Genomic DNA, 20,025 nt, shown 5'->3' with positions numbered 1-20,025 from the left:
TGATCTCTCCAAAGCCCCCATCTTTACGAGATGGTGGCCTGTCTGTCGGGCGCCTTTCCCTTGATTCGGGCGCCGGTGCACCGGAATAATGAGCGTGGCGGAAGGGTGAGTTGCGATCGCCGTAAAGCCCTGAACCCCAGCATTTCATTCGGTGGACACCTGGTTGATGGGACTTTGTCAAGACCCCCTGGATTGCGGACGGGCCAGCGGGCTCGGACCGGGGGCGAGCTCCACCGAGGCGATTCGGGAGGGTTGATACGGCGATGGGTACCCTGCTTATCGATAAGCTGCTGCAGACGGTGGTCCAACAGAAGGCCAGCGACCTGCACCTGACCGTGGGGAGCCAACCAATGCTCCGCCTCCATGGTCACATGCGTCCGCTGGCGACCAAGGTCCTCGAGTCGTCCGATACCTCCGCGCTCATGAAGAGCATCACGCCTGAACGCTGCCAGCAGGAGCTTCAGGAGGTGGGGGGATGCGACTTTGGTTTCGCGTTCGGCGAGATGGCCCGGTTCCGCGTTGCCGTCTTCAAGCAGCGCGGCAACATCGGGTTGGTCCTCCGGCGGATTCCCAACGAGTTCCTCACGTTCCAGCAGCTTGGTCTGCCCGCGGTGATGGAAGACCTGATCACCCGTCCTCGCGGCCTGATTCTCGTGACCGGTCCGACTGGCTCGGGCAAGACGACCAGCCTCGCGAGCATGATCAACTGGATCAATGACAATCTCGACCGGCACATCATCACGATCGAAGACCCGATCGAGTACTTCCACAAGCACAAGAAGTCGCTGATCAATCAGCGCGAGATCGGCATCGACGTTCCCGACTTCCCCGAGGCGATCCGTCGCGCTCTGCGAATGGACCCTGACTGTATCCTCGTCGGCGAAATGCGTGACCTGGCGACGATCTCCGCGGCCGTGACCGCCGCGGAGACCGGTCACATCGTCTTCGGCACCTTGCACACCAACTCGGCCGAAGGAACCGTCAACCGAATTATCGACGTGTTCCCCAAAGAGCAGCAGGACCAGATCCGGACCCAGCTCTCGGTCGCCATCATCGGCGTGCTCGCCCAGGCCCTGGTGCCTCGGAAGCCCAAGGGACTCGTGGCCGCTTACGAGATGCTGGTCGTGACCCCGGCGATCTCGAACCTGATTCGTGAAAACAAGACGTATCGTATCGACTCGTCGATCCAGACCGGACGCAAGCACGGGATGATCTTGCTCGACGACAGCCTCTTCAACCTCTGGCGCCAAGGGCTCGTCGAGGAAGAGGAACTGTACGTCAAGGCCCGCAAGGTCAACGAGCTCCGCGAACGGGTCGAGAACGCCAAGAAGGGGGTCTTCGACGACGAAGAAGACGCCGACGAAGATACCGATCCCAAGAAGTAAATCAATTTTCCGAGGGCGTGTCACGCCGCCCAGTTTGCTTCGTATGTTGTTGGGTTGTTGTTGGTTCCGGCGGGCTGACGTCCTTCCCGAGGGAGATCCTCTCCCGGCCGCGGCCCGTCGGTGTCTCGCTCGCGATTTGCTGGCCTGGCCCGTTCTGGGCCGGGCCTCCGTCCGAACGTTTCTTACGCATCAAAACAATCCGGTCCGATTTCGTTTTCGGGGAGGGGCCGCTGAAGGTCCGCTCCGGAGAGGGTGGGATTGATTCATGGCACGCCGACTCGGTCAGATCCTGGTGGACATGGGCTATCTCGACGAGGAGAAGCTCTGGTCGTTGCTTGAAGAGCAGAAACGTTCGAGCAATGAGCTGATCGGCAAGGTGGCGATCCGGCTTGGGCTCGTCAAGGAAGAACATGTGCTCAAAGCGCTCGGCGAACAGCTGAGCATGAAGGTGATGAAACTCGCGGAGACGACGATCCCGTCGGAGCTCACCGAGTTGGTCAACGAGACGATGGCCACGGCTTTTAAAGTCGTGCCGGTCTCTCAGAACAAGAAGGACAAGAGCGTCACCGTCGCGATGGCGGAACCGCAGAACCCGTCGACGCTCGATAGCATCCGTCAGTTCCTGGGCGTCGAGGTCAAGGGGGCGATCGCCACCGAGGCCGACGTGATGGCGGCCATCGAGCGACTCTACGCCGGCCATCAAGAGTCGATCGAGGACGTGGTCAAGCAGATCGAGTCGGACAAGGGCCTTGCGCAGTACTCCAACCGGAACCAGAACACGATCGACCTCGAAGCGATCGAGGAAATGGCCGACGCCGCGCCGGTGCGGAAACTGTTGAACATGGTTTTGCTCCTGTCCATCAAGGACAAGGCGTCCGACATCCACTTCGAGCCGTTCGAGGAAGAGTACAAGATGCGGTATCGGGTGGACGGCGTGCTCTATGAGCTCGTGCCGCCCCCGCGCCACCTGGCGCCCGCGATCGCTAGCCGCATCAAAGTCATGGCGAACCTCGATATCGCCGAACGTCGCTTGCCGCAGGACGGACGCATCGAGCTGGCCATCGGCGGTAACTCGGTCGACATCCGAGTCTCGACCTTGCCGACCCTCTTCGGGGAGAGCGTCGTTCTCCGGATCCTCGACCGGACGGTCGTGCAGCTCGACCTCAACAAGATCGGCATGCCGCCCGACTTGCTGGTCGCCTGGCGCGAGCTCTGTCACCGTCCCAACGGGATCGTCCTGGTGACCGGACCGACCTCGTCCGGCAAGACGACCACGCTCTACGCCACGCTCAACGAGCTGAACGAGGTGACCGAGAAGATCATCACCACGGAAGAGCCGGTCGAGTACGACATCGACGGCCTGATCCAGGTGCCGATCAACAGTGAAATCGGCGTGACGTTTGCCGCCTGCCTGCGGGCCATTCTTCGCCAGGATCCGGATAAGATCCTCGTCGGCGAGACCCGTGACCTCGAGACGGCCGAGATCGCGATTCAGGCGTCGCTCACCGGGCACGTTGTGTTCACGACCTTGCACACCAACGACGCCCCCTCGGCGATCACCCGGCTCCGCGACATGGGATTGCCGACCTTCTTGATCACGGCGACGATTCAAGGCGTGCTCGCCCAGCGACTTGTCCGGAAGATCTGTACCAATTGTCGAACCGAGTTTCAGCCCAGCCAGGAAGTCGCCATGGAGCTGGGGATGACCAGTTCGGAAGCGGCGACCAAGAAGTTCTTCTACGGCAAGGGGTGCGACCGGTGCAACAACACCGGGTACAAGGGACGCATGGGAGTTTATGAATTACTGATCATGAATGACGTGCTCCGGGAGATGGTCGTCTCCGAAGCGTCGCTCGACGACTTCCGCACCGCCTGCCGCAAGTACGGGATGCGGACTCTCCGTGAGTCGGGCCTGCAAGCGATCCATACCGGCCTGACTTCGGTCGAGGAAATTCTTCGCGAGACCATGCTCGACGAGGTCTGACCACGGGCGATCGGCCCGCGCCTGGGAAACCGGTGGAAATCTCGCGTTGCGAGGGAACGAAACCAGGCGCGGTGGAGTCGAAGTAGGGCGGCCTTGCGGGACCGCCGAATTCGCCAGTACGAACAAGCATGTGAACGTGTTCAGCCTTCTTCGCCTTTGTGATCTTTCCTCCGCGAGACACGAGAGCCACTCTTCGAGACAGGGGAACGACGATGCCAACCTATTCGTATGAGGCGATGGATCACACGGGGCGCGAGGTCAAGGACACGATCAATGCCTCGACCCAGGAAGAAGCGCAGCAGCTGATCCGTCAAAAGGGCTTCTTCGTCACCAAGATCTCCGAGCGCTCTGAAAAGAAGGCGAAGAAGACGGCCGCCAAGAAGAAGGGCGGCAAGAAGGGCAAGAAGAAATCGTTCACGATCGGCAAGATTGGCACCAAGCAGCTCTGTACTTTCACCCGACAGCTCTCCACCTTGCAGGATGCCGGTCTGCCGATCTTGCGGAGCCTGCGAATTCTCGAAGGTCAGTGCAAGCCGGGCGTGCTCAAGAACTCGCTGGGCGAGGTGGTCGAGGATATCGAGAGCGGCCAGACCCTCTCCGAAGCTTTCGCGAAGCACCCCAAGGCGTTCGACAAGCTCTACTGCAACATGATCAAGGCGGGTGAGGCGGGCGGTGCCCTCGAGGCGATCCTCCAGCGCCTGGCGGACTTCAAAGAGAAGAGCCAGACGCTCAAACGCCGGATCAAGTCGGCCATGGTCTATCCGCTCGTCGTCATCTTCGTGGCGTGCGTGATCGTCGGCTTCATTCTTTACTTCATCATTCCCAAGTTTGAAGCGATCTTCAAAGACTTCGGCGTTCCCCTGCCGGCGATGACCGTGTTTTTGATCGAGGCCAGCCACTTCGTCATTAAGTACTTCTACCTCGTCTTCCTTGCTCCACTTTTCTTCTGGATCATCTTGAAACTGCTCTACCGGAACCGGACGGGGCCTATGTCTGCGACCGGATCCTCTTGATGATTCCGGTCATGGGCCAGATCGTCGAGAAGTCCACCGTGGCGCGGACGATGCGGACCCTGGGCACCCTAGTGCAGTCGGGCGTGCCGATCTTGGAGTCGCTCAGCATTGTCAAAGAAACGGCGGGCAACGCCGTCTTCGAGCGGGCGTTCGCCCGGATCTACGACAGCATCCGCGAAGGTGAAACGATCGCTCAGCCGCTCCGCGAGTCACGGATCGTCGACGACATCGTTGTCAACATGATCGACGTCGGCGAAGAGACCGGCGACCTCGACACGATGCTCAACAAGATCGCCGACAACTACGACGAAGAGGTGGAGGCCCTGGTGGAGAGCCTCGTCAGCCTGCTCGAGCCGATCATGATCGTGACCTTGGGCGGCATCATCGGCTTCATCGTGATCGCCCTCTTTCTCCCCTTGATCACCTTGATTACCAAGCTCTCGGGCTAATCCCCGGCCTCCGCCGCGGCCCGGTTGCGAGACCAAGAGATGACACCGAAGGGTGCGCGTTCCGGCCCGATCCGCTCGGCCCGCGCCCTCCGTGTCGGCCGAGCGGCGGAATGAATTTAGCCTATCGAGTTATGTCGAGAAGCGACTGCCCGAATTGAGAACGAAGCGACCCAGTGACCTGGAGACTGACCCGATGAGACGACGGACACGCGCGACCGCTCCACCGAACCGGCTCGGCTTTACCTTGATCGAGCTTCTGGTCGTCATCGTGATTCTCGGAATGTTGGTCGGCCTTCTGGTCCCGGCCGTGATGAACGCCATGAACACTGCCAAGGACGCTGCCGTCGCCGCTGAGATCCGGGCCCTGTCTCAGGGGCTTGCTGAATTCAAAACCACCTTTGGCGCTTATCCTCCGAGCCGGATTGTTGTCAGAGAAGATGGTGATTACAGCTCGACCGGCGTGCTTGGCACGCGAACCGTGGCCCAGCTCCGGCGATTCTGGCCGCGCCTCCAGTTGAGCACCTCGGGCGCTCCGTCGGGAATTCCCGGTGGGTTCTATGACTTCAACGGGAATGGGGTCGGCGATACTACCACCTACATCTTGTCTGGCCCCGAATGTCTTGTGTTTTTTCTAGGGGGGATTCCCCAAGGGAACAATACGAGTGGCTGGGCAATGACGGGTTTTTCCAAGAATCCCCTCAACCCGTTCCAGAGCGCGGCGGTGACGACCAACCGGACGGTTCCGATGTTCGAGTTCAACAACTCGCGTTTGGAAGCCAACAAGAGCAACGGGTCGGTGTTTCCGGGTTATCTCGATTCTTTGGGGAAATCGGCCGACCCCAATTTTCAGCCGTTCTACTGCTATTTCTCCGCTTATGGAGGAGTGGGCTACGATCCTGGTGACGTCGACTTCTCAGGCGCTTTCACCGAGTTGACCGATGATGGCGTGGCGCTGATCGGTGCCTTCAAGACCTCAAATGCCGCAACACCACCGACCGTCGGCCAGATCGTCATCCCTTCACCTTCCCCCAATCCGTATACGAACGGCCCGCCGGTCCCGACGACTGCGGCGGGCACCCTCGATACGGGGAGTACTGCGAAATCTGCCACATGGCTGAATGCTCAGACGTTCCAGATCATCTCAGCGGGCCGCGACCGTCGCTTTGGGATTGGTGGCCAATACAATGCGACCGCCACCACGAATCGGCTACCTTTTGTCTTTGCGGACACTGGTTACGTGCCCAATTCGTTTCAGACCCAGCAGGCAAACGCAGGTGTGACCTCCGTGACGCTCGGACCTGAGGCGCGGACAGGAGAGAATGACAATTTGACGAACTTCTCGCCTGGCAAACTCGACTGATTGAAATGGTGGGGGTCGAACTTCGGAGCGGGTCGTTTTGAGAGGTTTTGCGGAAGGAAGAGGGAGGGGAGGGCTTCATGCGAGTTCAGAAACGGCAACATCCGAGGTCGGGCTTCACCCTGGTCGAGATCTTGGTCGTCGTGGCCATCGTCCTTCTGGCGTCCATGATCGCGCTCCCGACAATTGTTACGAATTTGAACGGTCGGCAGGTCACCGACGCGGCCCGAATCTTTAGCGGGTCGCTGGTCGGTGCCCGAGACTCGGCGATCCGCTATAACCAACCGCGCGGCATCCGCCTCCTTCCTGATCCGACGATGACGATCCCAGCCCCGGGACAGCCGGGCGCGGGCACCATCCAGCTTTGCTATAACCGGATGATCCCAATCGAGCCCGCCGGTGACTACTCGCAAGGAAAGGTCACGATCGGGCCGCACTATTTTCCCGGCGGTAACCCGCCGAACTTCCCACCGGCCTATCCGCTGCCTAGGGCTACCGCTGCACGCTACCCGTATCCCGACAGTTCGCCCGTCCAGCAGTCGCTGACAACTCATGTGCTCATGATCGAGGAAGCTCCCTTCCGCGATGGTTACGTCCTTGGGACCGGTCAGCCGAATTCCCCAACGAATTGGTATTGGAATATTCGTATTGGTGACAAGATCAAGATCAATGGCACTGGTCGAGCCTATACCATCGTTGGCCCTTGCACCATCAATCCTTGGGCCACGGGAGCCAACCAAGGCAATCCCGAGTTGTTCGTCAATGTTGGAGCGCCAGGTGTGAGATCTCCCCTGGTTCGCACCTACTATGATTACGATGTCACGGCGACCCCGCCGCTAACAATGGCGAGTCAGCTCAATCCCGAGTTCCTGTTCGTCGTAAATGGTGAGGACGACGATCTTGATGGCTATGTCGACGAGGGGTGGGATGGCGTCAACAACAATCCCATTCCTGCGGCCCCACATACTCCGCTTACCACGGATAATGATGACACTGACGAGTTCTTCGAGTGGGAAAAAGAGAAATGGGTTGGCGCTCTCACAGCCGACGCATTAGTCGATAACCCAGGCGGAACGCCTACGGAGAGTCCGACACCAACCTGGGCTCTCACTAATTTCCAGAAGGGGACGCAAGACGTCTCCTATATCATCGAGCGCCGCCCCGTACCCAGCCCAGGTGCGAGAGAAGTCGTCCTTCCCGCGGGGATGGTGATCGACGCGACGGCCTGGAACACAACCCGGGAGCGGTCGCGGATTCCGATTCAATACGGCTCGCTCTATTGCGATGTGTTGGTCAATCCGACAGGGCTGTATATCCCCACGACCCAGTACTCGACGCCGACCTCGGCCGATGCATTGCCGTTCCTCCACTTCTGGATTACCGACCGGAACGATGTTCACCCTCGTGGTTCGGTTTGGGGAATTTCGACGACGGGAGCACCCAACCTGAACCCCAGCAGTACTCTGGCTAAATTGTATTATGAATTGCCGATGAGCAGCGATACGCCGGGTTATCCCCCCACGGCAAACCCTACGGCTCCAATCCTCAAGAACGATCGCCGGCTCGTTACAATGTTTGCACAGAACGGTTTGGTTGTGACAAACACAATCGAGACGATCCCGGCGCCCAACACGACGCTTCCGGGCGAGGGGTTCAATATCGGGAACGTCAACAATCCGTTCCTGAAGGCTCAACAAGGATTGAGGGAGACTCGCTAATGATCCTGCGCACGCCGCGAGGGCGCTCGGGTATCACGTTGACCGAGATCCTGATCTCGATCCTGATCCTGGGCATCGGTATGGTCTCATTGGCTACCTTGTTCCCGCTCGGCCTTCTCAGGCTTCGCGATGCGAATCGATTGTCTCGTTCGGCGACCCTCACCGAATCGGCTACAGCAGATACCGAGACTCGCGATCTGCTGAACAAGAGCTCGTTTCTGAATTCCAATTATAGTCCTTGGTATACTCTCCCAGCCTATACGCCATGGCCGTACGACCCCTGGGTTCAGGACACCCCAAGCTTTCGGGGTGACCCCATCCAGGGCCCTGCATTCGGCGCTTACCGTGGAACCGGGGCATTCAACACAGGCAACGTGCCGCCACATGACAAGCCTGCTCCTGCGCTTTTTATCCCAGGACCTGGACTTCCGGTCGCCTATGATCCGCTCTGGCGGCAACAGACCAGTATTTACCCTGGAGTTCTTGGGCAATCGGAGGCACGATTCGCGTCCGGGATAGGTTTTGTCCGCCCTGATCCTGACGGTGCGGCTCCGAGTGCCCACGGGCTACAGCGGCTCACCAACTTCACGCCGTTTCTCCCCGCAATTAACCCCAGGTCTAATTCGGTTCCCAGCATCTTCGTTTCACCTGAGGACATGGTTCTTCAGTCGGACAAGGATTCAGGGGCAGGAGCCAACGCCCTGAGCCCCATTGTTCCTGATATGAGCTTTCCTCCCGACAGCACAACGCAGATGCTGAGTCCTCAGTATGACTGGAATTATACTTGGATGTTTACCGGTCAGCAGGCTGACTGTACTAATGGCTCCGTCTTTGTAGGCGACATCGTAGTCTTTGAGAAGCGCCCATTCGCCGTTGATCCAACTGTGGCCCCCTTCGACTCTAATATTACGAGTGTCGTTGCCGGCGAAACGGTTGTCGAGGCGATTTTTGGATACACAGGTAGGGTGACAGTGGGCCGTACGGGGGCGTCACGCGGTTATGGGTCAACCGCAAACCGTGCGGTTCTTCTTCGTTGGTCAGACAAGATGCCCGACCCTGAGATCAAGGTCGGAAACTGGATTGCCGACGTGACTTACGAGCGCAACGCCATCGTCGATTACAGGCGGAGAATCACGGACCCGGATAACGGCAATGTCGGGGACGCAGGCGCATATTACCCCTATCAGCGATGCCACTGGTATCAGATCGCCAAACGTACTGAGGCTGGCCCTGGACAGGCTTTTGCCGGTGATCCGCCTACAACTGATGTCACTTATCGCGAAATGACGGTGTGGGTGAGCACCCCGTTAAGGGCGTTGACGCTACTGTCAAATTCGAGCACCCCCGTGGGTTCTCCCGTCCATGTCAATGCGGCACTGGTGTCGCCCTACGTCGTTAACGTGTTTCCGAGGACGATCTACACACGCTGAGTACTGGCGCCTCGACCTGCAGATGCGGGTCGTCTTCGAGGGAGAGGTTCGTCATGCGTTACCGACAATCGGACTCACACTCGCCGCGCCGCGGCGTGACCCTCGTCGAGATGCTCGTCGCGGTAACACTGTTGGTCTTGATGATGACCGTCATCGCGACGATCTTCACCTCGGCAACAAGTGCGCTGTCAGGGGTACAGGTATTCCAGCAGCTTGATGGCGACCTTCGCCAACTTGATAGCACCATACGTCGTGATCTCAACGGGGTTACCGCCAGGCTGACCCCGCCACTGAACCCCAACGAGAATCGTGGATATCTGGAGTATGGCGAGAATTCCTTCCCCGACCTTCAGGGTGAGGATACAGATGATTATATCCGATTCACAGCGAAAGCTCCTGAAGGCCAACCGTTCACTGGACGGGCCTGGTTCGGAGCCTACTCGGATAGTTCTGGGCAACCGGTCCTTATCACGAGCCAATACGCCGAGATTATCTACTTTCTTCGCAACGGAAATCTCTACCGTCGTGTCTTTCTCATCGCACCGGAGAGACAGGCAGCGGTAAACACGGCGTGGGTGAATGCAGGGGGAAATCCAACCGCTCCTGTTGGCGGATTTGCCGCACTCTTCCAACCCGATAGTCTCGGAAAAGTGAATGTAAGCTGGCAGGGCGTGAACGACCTCTCCGCTCGCCCCGCTGCCTCGGGATCTATCGGCACATCCACGAATCTCGCGCCTTACCCGATCGTTCTCAATACGCTGAAAGACCTGACCAATCGTGAGAACCGGGCCTTCGCTCCACGGTTCGGTAATGATTATGTGAATAATACTACGGGGGTACTTGGTGCCGACGGGATTCCCGACGACCAGAACACCCTAAATGAAGACGGAAGTGGAGGCATCGCCGGTGATAGTATCCCCGATTACTATCCGACTCTCTATCCCGGCATGCCTAATTCGCTCCTCAACGATCCAACTCCAGCGAACCGATTTGCAGCGTCGAATGAAACCTTGGCGTTCCCCTTCATCTACCCGGGAGCCTACTCACGGCCAGATGAGTATAGCGGATCGCTCGCGGGCTCGGGATGGATCCATTCGACGGACCCTGCCCCAAATCCTGTGTTTACCAGCCACCTGGATCTTCTCCAAAAAATCAATCATTCACCCCTCGTGACCGGTGGAGATAGCTTGCCTGCTCCCACCAGCCAGCAGACGTGGTGGGGCTTTCCAACCTGGAGGGAGACATTGCTGCCCAGGTGGAATGATCCCAGCATTCAGGTTCTGACGGGTACTCAACCCTTTGGTCTCCACCCGTTCATTGCGAGCACGAACCCCTTCGCGGGTGCCAATGCCTCCAAGCTCCTTGTGAATTTCCTGCCTCCGATGACGAGTGACTTTCGGGAGATTGCTCAACCGTTCAACGACGGGCGTGGAAATGTCCTTCCTGTACCACCACCGGCCAGTGAAACGTCGCAGGCACTCTGGCAGGGCAGTTGGGACGACGACCTCATCATGACCGGGGTGCGGAGCTTTGATATCAAAATTTTCGATAACTCCTATCCCGGCTACGTCGACCTGGGCTGGGGGGATGATCTCAGGCTTTACCCGAATGGCACACGACCAACGCTTCCCCCATTCATGAACGAGACGCCCGAAACCATGACCTGGACGTCCGGCACATGGTACACGCTTGCACAGAGCTTTGCCCACGAAGGACGAATGCCTCCGCTCGCCACCGATGGCCGATTCGATGCTCAGTTTGGAACGGCAAACGTGGGAACCCCTGCTTCTGACCCCAATTTAGCGAATGTGATGCGGCTGCGGCGGGTCTGGGATACATGGTCGACTGACTATACCAATGCGCCCGCCACGGGGATTCATCCCACGACGAAACTTCCGGTAGGTCCTCCGCATTCGTTGCCGGTCTACCCGTCCTACCCCGCGCCTTACCCAGCGCCGATGCGGGGCATTCAGATCCAGATCCGGGTGACCGATCCCCGGAACGAACGAGTCAAGTCGTTGACAATCCGTCAAGATTTCAGCGAGAAGCTGTAATCGATCCGAGAGGGAAAGGGGACTTCCTCGCATGTTCGCAACCTTCCCACGAACGCGCAACCAGCGCCGAGGCGTGGTGCTGATCTTGGTGCTCGGCATGCTCGGCCTCCTGGCCTTGATCGGTGTCACCTTCGCGACCTTTAGCGGCCAGGTCAAAGTCAACGCCCGGAACTTCTCGCAGGCGCAAAACTGGCCCGAATCTTCGGAGATGATGGACTATGCGCTCGCACAATTGATCGACGATACCGATAATCCGCAGTCGGCGATCCGGGGTCATAGCCTTAAACGTGATATGTATGGCCGTGACGGGATCTTCAATTCGGCGTTGCCCTACAATCCTGCCGATGGTTCGAAGTTTGAGATCACCGCTATTTCTACGGTTACCGGCCCACTCCTGAAAACCATTACCGATGTGGACGGCACCCGGCACGATGTCTCTGTGAGCGGCTTGATCCGAGTCCAGACAAACATCGCGGCGGGAGAACCCGCACTGTATGGTTATAACTTTACGCGATGGATTCTCAAGTTCCCTCCTGTGACTGAACCCGCCGCGTCTGCTGCCGTCCCGGCTTCATTTTATGTCGGCGAGACTCACGAGGTCTTGGCTGATGCTGACGAGGGGAGTTTCCGTGTCTTCTACGTGGCCCCTCACGACAATTCCTACGGAGACCCTGCCGACATCATGCCCACCCCAACGGTGCCGACGGAGGCTCCTGGGCCGGGTGTATTCTTTTCTCAAGCCCCGACGATTCCCTATCCCCTCCCTTCTTTCTTCCCACCAACCTCCTATCAGGCAGGTGGAACGAACCCGTATCTGCAGTATTACAATTTTTACAACTATGCAAATACAGGGGCACCAGGGCAGAGCAAGCTGATTGGCCTCAACGGGCGGTTCCTGATTCGGAACACCGTGGCCGATGCTGTTACGTTCACCCTCGACGGTCGCTTTCTCCATGCGTTTAATGGCCCGGGTGTCGCGGCACTGAACGCGAACTTGAGCAATCTCGACCCGACCAACTCCGCGCTCGCAAACCGGGGGATGGGGCAATACGGGAATTTTCGCACCAACGGCAATATCCTCTCGGGGACGTTCGATACGACGAACAACTTCAATACTCCGGCGTCCTACGGGAACCCTAATCAGATCTGCGGGATGGACGAGGATTACGACGCCTGTGACCTGGAAAACTGGTTCCTCGCCATGCAGAGCGGCGACGGGCAGGTCATGATCCCGTCGTTCCACCGCCCCGGAATTCTCGTCCGTGATGGGTCAGTCAACGATCCGATCACAGGCGCGGCCCCGTTTGATGATTGGACGAGTGATAACGTCTTCTCCGCCTCCAAGATCCTCCGGCCCCGAGCGGCGGATGGGCACAACTCGCTGGCATTTCCCAACCTGTACCCAGATAGCAATGGCAAGGTTACCTACGATGTTGACAACGATGGAGACGGCTCGACCGACTCCGTCTGGCTCGACCTTGGATACCCCGCACGAAGGAATACGGATGGGCGATTTTTCAAGCCTTTATTCGCCTTTATGATCATTGGGTTGAATGGGCGGATTCCGCTAAATACTGCAGGTAATCTCCAACTCCGATCGCTCTTCGACCCGGCGACTGGGGCTTACGGAGTGTCTCCTCGAGGATCGCACGCCTCTCACAAAGGCTTTTCGCCATCCGAAATTGATCCCACGTTTGGTCTGCAAAATGCGTTCATCGAAGGGGTCGCGGGACTTAACAAATATTCCCCCGTCGACAACGCGGGCGCAGATCTTGTGACGCCCCAGCCGGGTACGTTCATCAACGGAGTCTTCACACCGGGCGACAATACAGGACCTGGCACGTTTGCCAATAGTCCGTGGTGGGGTACGGCAGGAGTTCCGGTGAGTCTCACTCAACTCCGAAATCTCCTGGCCGGCACCCGCTTGCCCATGGTGTACAAAAATACGTTCGGGGTCGATGTTACCACGAGCAACGACGCGAATTTCGTTGTAGTCGATGGCAAGAAAGTGTTTCTGCCCAACGCGGTGCTTGATTCCGGTGACCCGGCCAATCCCGCGGTGACACTGACAACTCCGATCGCTGGTCGCTGGGGTGAACCGACTGACCAACCGACCGGGTTAACGGCCACGCCATGGGTCAATGTGCCGGGGGTCGCGCCTTGGCCAACGGCTCCGCCAATTTATTATTACGAGAATCAGGTCCGGGCAGGACTTTCCGGCCAGTGGACCAGCGCCGGCCCTCTCTATGGTGACGGCCGGGACGACAACCACAACGCCTTTGATTGGTATCCACGCAATCCGGTCGGTGCCACAGCTCCGGTCAACGCCGCCAGCAGCCTTGTGATTTCCACTCTCGGTGAGAACGCAGACCTATTCGATGACAGTGGTTCGTTGGTACTTCCCGTAGAACGACTGCGTCGCTTCGTGACCCCCATTGACGTGATGGGGGACGGCTTTGTCAACAGTTTCAAGACGCCGTTCCCGACCACTCCGCTTCCGACAGCTCCGATCGGTGCCGACGAAAATGGTCGTGTTGCCTTCGTCAAGCACTTCCGTCCACCAGGCGTGGCCGTCGCGACCCCCCCCGGGCTAGCGCTTCCGGGGACTTTGCTGGCGTCGAATCCCCATACACCCGGAGCAGGGCCTATTTGGTATCCTTATGAGAACAATTCTTACTGGCTGAAGGGCATCGGCAATCCCGCTCCCCCGACGAGCACAACGGTTGTCGGTCCCGCAACCCATATGATCCCCGTCGACCTTACCAATAATCTCTTCCACGGCTTCGAGGGGTATCGGTTGCCGCGTACCCCGGGTGGGCTTACTGCACTCTCCACCGTGATTGGCGGAATGCCATTCAACAATTACCCGGCGGTTCCAGCGGCGCCGCCCAACCCCTGGGTTCCAACCTACGATCAAACGATCAACACCGTGACCCAGTCGGCCAATCTTAACGAAGCCGACGAGATGCAGTTGTACCGTTCTCAGCCTTCGGATCAGCCGTTTGGGCCAAGTGACCTGGAGTGGCTCTATCGCCAACAAGATGTGGACGGCCTCGCACTTTCGAGCCGTTTGAGGGATCTGGCACCGGTTAGTTTCCTGAATCCGAAAGATGGGAACCGCCGCCGTCGTCTCTTCTCGATCGAGACTTGGGAGCCGACCAACTTTGTTTGGGCGCACGATAATCCAGTCGACGATCCGCAGTGGCCCGTGGTTACCGCTCTACCGGCGAGCGCTCCCTATGGCAACAGCCAGTTTATCAGTCAGAGTGATAGCGCCAACCTGAGCACGCTGAGCTATCACCGGGATCGAAATGCCTCGGTCTACGACCAAACTGCGACGGATCTGGCTTACACTGTGCCGCGAAGGCTTCCATCACTGGCTCACGGTGATCGGAAGATTAACCTCAATTTTCCTCTGCCGGTCTCGAACCGCTATGACGAACCGGTCCGGCAAAAGTGGATCCGTGAGACCTATCAACTGCTCAAGCTTATTCTTCCCCCCAAGGCAGTTGATACGCCTGAAGAGCTTGTCCAGTTGAGCCAGTTCGTGGTCAACATTATCGACTATCGCGATCCGGACTGCACCTCGACCCGGTTTGTCAACACCGACGTCTTTTACAGTGCCTGTGCTACCCCGACGACTCCGGCAGTCTTGTCGTTCACGCCGCGCAGCGCCGAGGGAACCTGGGCGGGGGTGGGCTGGAACCTTCTGGGAAATCCATGGCACGTGAATACGGCTGTGGCGCCCCCCGAATTCTCGTCCCTCTACGACAACCAGAATTCCCCCTACGTCATCCAGCAAGGGATGGAGTACAACCCGGTCGCGATTAATGAAGTCCTGGCATATCAGTACAGGTACGATAATGGCGGCTCACCTTCAGTACCGACACCGCGGATGTGTGTCGAATTGGTCAATACGTTGACGGCTCCCACGGACGTGTCGCCCCCTCCTGTGACGGTCCCGCCTTATATCGCGTCGTCTGATTCGACTGCGTGCGACCTCACGTTGAATGGGTGGGATTTCATCATCTTGCCCGACGACTATACCGGTCGTCCTGATCCGTTCACGGGGCAACTTCCGCTTGCGGCCTTGCCCAATCCCGTGATCCCGCCCGCTCCCCCCCGAGGCGTTACAACCTCGAATAGGCCACTGGCCGCGTTCGGCGATGACCCTGGTGGATTGACCAGAGCGATCGAAGCCATTGATAGTGATGTGAAGTATTACGTGATTCAGGATAAGGATCTTTCTACACCGGCTGCTCCGGCCAAAGAACTTTTGGGCACGTCTACCACAGGGTTGACTGCCGATGCGACGATCGATCTGGTCAATAACACGATCCTGAGCACGGCTCCGACCCAGAGGTTCTACTGGCTCTATCTTCGTCGACCGGCCAACCCGTTCGACACGAGCTACGATCCGGCCCGTCCTAACGAAAACCGCGTTGTCGTTGATGCCTTCCGATTCATCTATAATAGTATGGCAGGCACTGTTGATACGATGGGGGCAGTCACCCCGGGTGGTAACGGAGGTCTCTACTCACTGGAGCGGTTGCAGCCGTTCCGAGGCGGGCATGCGGTAGCGGCGATCCCGATCGCTTCAGCGCCGGCCAATTACTGCGTGCCCACCTATGGCTATACCGAGCAGACGAGACGTGGTCCGGCCAGTAGCGCCACTAACGACCCCTCGACTCTTCACCTCGTGTATGGGCCGACTAATGACCCCGCTCACAATATTACCGGATACATCAGTAACACGCTTGGTCGTGCCATCGGCGCCACGAATGGCGATGAGGTTTGGGACTACCTGCCGTTCAACGACCGAGACTTCACCAGTGTGTCTGAACTGCTGATGGTCCCGGGCTGCCCTCCGGGGCTGTTCACCAAACAATTCGTTGAACAGTCGCCCGAGATCGTAGGCACTATTCCTCCGGAATTGCCTGCACTAGCGGGCAGCTTCGCTGGGATGCCGCCTAATCCGCTCATTTTCAAGAAAGCGACAACCCCCGTCACGGGCACAGCGACTTCGCGGCCACACACGTTCCCGTATCTCATGGATGAATTCTTCTATACCGCGCAGTCGGAACCATCTGTTCCAGGTGCTTGGCCAGATCCAGGCTCGGGTCTTGCGCCTATCCATTCGGCTAACTCAAACTATGGGCCGAACTTCCCGATCACGAAGGTGAACACTACTCTTCTCACTCATCCGACGTATATCGGCGGCCCGAGTGGTGCGGGGTGGCATCGGATGTTCGAGTTTTTCGATGTCCCCACTCCGGCCAACGGTTCGATCGATATTGTTGCGAAGGGGGTGAACTACGACTGGATGCGTCAGGATCTCAGGCCCGGATTGCTTAACATCAACCTCATCATTGATGAGGAGGTCTTCTTTGCGGTGATGAGTGAGACGTGGCTGAAGACCCTCGGGTTCGTTCGCAACTTTGTTGCACCGTACTCACCGGCCCAGGAGGATCTCGATAATCTGGGATCTACGCGTCTCAATGTTCAGCAGATCGAAGATAATAAAACGCCTTTGATTGTGACGCAGGTGAATTTGAATGGTTCACCCAACAGCTCTTACCGGATGCCGAACCAGGGTTTCATGGCCCTTGATCCGCGCAGAAGCGAATTTGATACGTCTACCGCTCCATTCTTCGGCAACAAAATGAAGGCCGCATTCAGCGACTTTCTCAAGCTGAGGCATGGCGGCTCTGACTACATGTTCGCCCACCAATCCGGACCTGTTTCCGATCCCTTGGCTACGGCAACATCAACACAAATCGCGTCCGAGCGTCCCTATCGCTCGTTTTCGTATCCCGATATCAACTATACGTTGTTGCGTCCGGCGGCTCTCCCGCCGACAGATACGACGCTCTACCCGCCCTGGCTACCACCGTGGGCTGACTACATCGCCCGGTTGGCGTATGATAATACCTTTGCCACTTCCACAACACCTCCGATTCGGACCTACATCGGCGATCCGGGTGTGAAGAATCCTTATCTCTTCACGAGCAACAATCCTGTTCAGCCTCCTCCAATTCCTCCGCGGCGATTGTTCCAACTGCCTGATGTGTGGGGCAATCCGACGATCGGGTTCCCGACAGCGGCACCGGCTCCGCCGTCCCATGCTTCGATTTGGCTCACACCCTACGGCGGCACGGCTTCGTTTACGGGGGACCCGTTCATCAACTGGTTGAATCCCAACAACAACCTTTCGAATATTGCCAGCGACCTCTCGGCGAAACCCACGGTGATCACCTCCTTGGACGCCGGGAATTACAATCCTCCCCAGTTTGTGGTGGTTCCGAATTTCTACCTGGGTGCCAACACCGTTGACCCGGCCATTGATAACCGGCAGCATCCAGCATTCCGGTACGACTGGTTGCAGAAGGTCACAAATCTGACCACGGTCCGTACGCATCAATATGCGGTCTGGATCACGGTCGGATTCTTCGAGGTTATCAAACAAGGTGACCCGATGGTGGGTAACACCGCCTCGAAACTTGCCTTCGATACGCTAGGCCAAGAGCTCAACATTCAGAACGGCACGAACACTCGTTACCGTTCGTTCTTCATCATCGATCGCACCCGCGCGGTGGGCTTTAGTCCTCAGGCGCCGGGGAACTTCCGCGAGTGTGTTGTTTATCGTCAGCCGATCGAATGATCGCCTGACAAGCTGTCGAGGCTGATGCCGCCGATCAAGAACCTTCGGCGGCGTCAGTTGGTTTGACAGAGGGAAATCCCTTGTCCTAGGGAACCCGTAGCGGCTAGAATTTGAGGTTAACTCCCGTCGTCCTTACCGCGCCAGTCAGAAAGGACCCCTTTATGCTTCACCGCCGACGCCAACGTCTTGGTTTCACGCTGATTGAGTTGCTGGTGGTTATCAGCATCATCGGCGTCCTGGTCGGGCTGCTGCTACCGGCCGTCAATGCCGCTCGCGAAGCGGGCCGTAGAACCCAGTGCGCCAACAACATGCGTCAACTCGGTTTGGCCTTGCTCAACTTCTCGTCTTCCAAAAATTCGTTCCCGAACGCCGGGACATTTTACGAGGATCCCACGGCGACACTGGCGACTTCGAATGTTTCTGCCTCGTTTAGCGGTACCGCTGGTGCCGCATTGTCCTGGAGGAAGAACTGGGTCGTCGATATTCTGCCTTACCTTGACCAGCAGGATCTTGCCAACGCATGGGATCACTCGAAACCGTACTGGCAGAAAGTGATGTCCATTTCGGGGCAGCCGCCGAACTTGGCGATCGGCAATACCGCCCTCGGTGTTCTGCGTTGCCCGGACGATACGACGGCCCAAACGGGTCAAGGGAATTTGAGCTATGCCGTGAATGGCGGTTTCACACTTTTTCACGGATCTGACGAGACGGCTTCCATTTATGCGAAAAGCTTTTCCGGCGGCCTGCCCAATGCAACACCTACACCGGTAGACCCCTCACTTGTGTCAATCAATTGGGGTAGTCAAGGTGTGTCTCAGCGGCTGGGGGTCATGTTCCTCGGCAGTTCAACGGGCGGTATGGCTTGGGATTATAAGACTTCCCCGGGCGGCATCACCGACGGTTCGAGCAATACGCTTCTGGTTAGTGAGAACACTTTGGCTGGCTATGATCCAGGAAGTTCCTTGATCGGTGGGACCCCCACCAACTGGGCGTGCCCGATTCCGAACTTCTGCATGTTTATCGGCTCGCCGAACGTCTGTGGGACTGGCACAACTCGGGTGTGCTCGGGAAGCGGAGCTTACGGGTTGCAGGCGTCCTTCGGTAACCCCCCCGTGGATGGGCCCGGTTGGAAACAGGCCAACATTAATGACGGTGCTAACGGCGATTTTATCAACGGTGGTCAGAATCTGGTCGTCAAGGGAACGTTCCCTTTCTCCAACAGCGGCCACCCCTCGGGCTGCAACATGGTCTTCACCGATGGTGCGACGCGATTCATCAGCTCGTCCATTGATGGGACTGTCTACGCCAAGATGATTACCCCGGCCGGGAGCAAGCTGCCCCTGGCGTTCCGTCAGGCACCGCTCAGCCAGGATGCCTTCGCAAATTGATTGCGTCCTGACGGACGATGGGAGTCGTTAGCGTCGCGGATTGGCGCGGGAGAGAGCCCACCAGGGGGCGGCCGGAAGGCTGTCTCAGGGTGGGTTTTTTGTTGCGTGCTGAGTGGTGGGGCTCTGGCGGCTCGACACTGGTGGGCGGGGAGCGTGAGAGAGGGGGGGAACGACTTGGGGCTCATGCTCGCCTTTTAAGGGCGAGCGAAATCAGGGGAGGACGCGGTTTCACCCTCGTTCCCACAGTCCCACGTGGGAATGCCGTCCCCGACGCTCCGCGTCGTCTGGCCCTCGAAAGCCGAAGGCGCAGAACGTCCCATACTCCATTCTCATGGGGGACCGTGGGAACGAGTCGCGGGAGGCTTCCCAGCCCTGTATCGGGTCGTCGTTTAATATCCAGGCGAGTGGGGAGCGGGTCGCTCCCGGTCTTTTGGATTCTTAGCTTCGCTATAGCGATTGGCCTTCCAGTCGTTCACGTCGTTGTGGCCGGGGTCGGTGACCTCGGTCTGGGCATTCGCCCGGGTCACCGACCCCGGCCACAACGCTGGTCCGGTCGTCATAATCCGTGCGCACGTGATGCTACAGC

9 protein-coding genes and 1 pseudogene are annotated in these 20,025 nt (G+C 58.2%); 9 read left to right on the top strand and 1 reads right to left on the bottom strand.

What is annotated here, in order from left to right:
* Positions 1-263: 263 nt before the first annotated feature.
* The 9 genes and pseudogenes from V5E97_RS20275 to V5E97_RS20235 all read left to right on the top strand — a co-directional run bounded on the left by V5E97_RS20275 (position 264) and on the right by V5E97_RS20235 (position 19,439).
* Entirely contained in the window at positions 264-1,385 is a 1,122-nt protein-coding gene (locus tag V5E97_RS20275) for a type IV pilus twitching motility protein PilT (protein WP_406701093.1), read from the top strand.
* A gap of 265 nt (positions 1,386-1,650) precedes the next feature.
* Positions 1,651-3,369 (top strand): GspE/PulE family protein, encoded by a 1,719-nt coding sequence (locus V5E97_RS20270; RefSeq protein ID WP_406701092.1) that lies wholly within the window; start codon positions 1,651-1,653, stop codon positions 3,367-3,369.
* A gap of 212 nt (positions 3,370-3,581) precedes the next feature.
* Positions 3,582-4,831: pseudogene (locus V5E97_RS20265) on the top strand (type II secretion system F family protein).
* A gap of 193 nt (positions 4,832-5,024) precedes the next feature.
* A complete protein-coding gene (locus tag V5E97_RS20260; RefSeq protein ID WP_406701091.1) occupies positions 5,025-6,191 on the top strand; it encodes a type II secretion system protein in 1,167 nt (388 codons plus the stop codon).
* A gap of 77 nt (positions 6,192-6,268) precedes the next feature.
* Positions 6,269-7,906, top strand: a complete 1,638-nt coding sequence (locus tag V5E97_RS20255; RefSeq protein WP_406701090.1) for a pilus assembly FimT family protein — start codon at positions 6,269-6,271, stop codon at positions 7,904-7,906.
* On the top strand, positions 7,906-9,336 hold the full coding sequence (locus V5E97_RS20250) for a prepilin-type N-terminal cleavage/methylation domain-containing protein (RefSeq protein WP_406701089.1): 1,431 nt from the start codon (positions 7,906-7,908) through the stop codon (positions 9,334-9,336). Before V5E97_RS20255 ends, V5E97_RS20250 begins: the two co-directional genes overlap by 1 nt.
* Positions 9,337-9,389: 53 nt before the next feature.
* Positions 9,390-11,390, top strand: a complete 2,001-nt coding sequence (locus V5E97_RS20245) for a type II secretion system protein J (RefSeq protein ID WP_406701088.1) — start codon at positions 9,390-9,392, stop codon at positions 11,388-11,390.
* A 31-nt stretch (positions 11,391-11,421) separates the two neighbouring features.
* Positions 11,422-18,051 carry a hypothetical protein gene (locus tag V5E97_RS20240; RefSeq protein WP_406701087.1) on the top strand — a complete coding sequence of 2,210 codons (6,630 nt, stop codon included), beginning with the start codon at positions 11,422-11,424 and terminating at the stop codon, positions 18,049-18,051.
* A gap of 161 nt (positions 18,052-18,212) precedes the next feature.
* Positions 18,213-19,439 carry a DUF1559 family PulG-like putative transporter gene (locus V5E97_RS20235; protein ID WP_406701086.1) on the top strand — a complete coding sequence of 409 codons (1,227 nt, stop codon included), beginning with the start codon at positions 18,213-18,215 and terminating at the stop codon, positions 19,437-19,439.
* A gap of 389 nt (positions 19,440-19,828) precedes the next feature.
* On the opposite strand, the gene V5E97_RS20230 is transcribed toward V5E97_RS20235, so the two are convergent.
* Positions 19,829-19,999, bottom strand: a complete 171-nt coding sequence (locus V5E97_RS20230; protein WP_406701085.1) for a hypothetical protein — start codon at positions 19,997-19,999, stop codon at positions 19,829-19,831.
* Positions 20,000-20,025 lie beyond the last annotated feature (26 nt).

It is taken from the genome of Singulisphaera photorubra (assembly GCF_045290345.1).
Lineage (GTDB): Bacteria > Planctomycetota > Planctomycetia > Isosphaerales > Isosphaeraceae > Singulisphaera.
The sequence above is the reverse complement of the archived record's forward strand: the minus strand, read 5'-3'. Positions and strand labels throughout refer to the sequence as shown.

Excerpts from the sequence above, each read along its gene's own strand:
- V5E97_RS20275 (WP_406701093.1), top strand. The coding sequence starts at position 264 with ATGGGTACCCTGCTTATCGATAAGCTGCTGCAGACGGTGGTCCAACAG.
- V5E97_RS20270 (WP_406701092.1), top strand. The coding sequence starts at position 1,651 with ATGGCACGCCGACTCGGTCAGATCCTGGTGGACATGGGCTATCTCGAC.
- V5E97_RS20260 (WP_406701091.1), top strand. The coding sequence starts at position 5,025 with ATGAGACGACGGACACGCGCGACCGCTCCACCGAACCGGCTCGGCTTT.
- V5E97_RS20255 (WP_406701090.1), top strand. The coding sequence starts at position 6,269 with ATGCGAGTTCAGAAACGGCAACATCCGAGGTCGGGCTTCACCCTGGTC.
- V5E97_RS20250 (WP_406701089.1), top strand. The coding sequence starts at position 7,906 with ATGATCCTGCGCACGCCGCGAGGGCGCTCGGGTATCACGTTGACCGAG.
- V5E97_RS20245 (WP_406701088.1), top strand. The coding sequence starts at position 9,390 with ATGCGTTACCGACAATCGGACTCACACTCGCCGCGCCGCGGCGTGACC.
- V5E97_RS20240 (WP_406701087.1), top strand. The coding sequence starts at position 11,422 with ATGTTCGCAACCTTCCCACGAACGCGCAACCAGCGCCGAGGCGTGGTG.
- V5E97_RS20235 (WP_406701086.1), top strand. The coding sequence starts at position 18,213 with ATGCTTCACCGCCGACGCCAACGTCTTGGTTTCACGCTGATTGAGTTG.
- V5E97_RS20230 (WP_406701085.1), bottom strand. The coding sequence starts at position 19,999 with ATGACGACCGGACCAGCGTTGTGGCCGGGGTCGGTGACCCGGGCGAAT.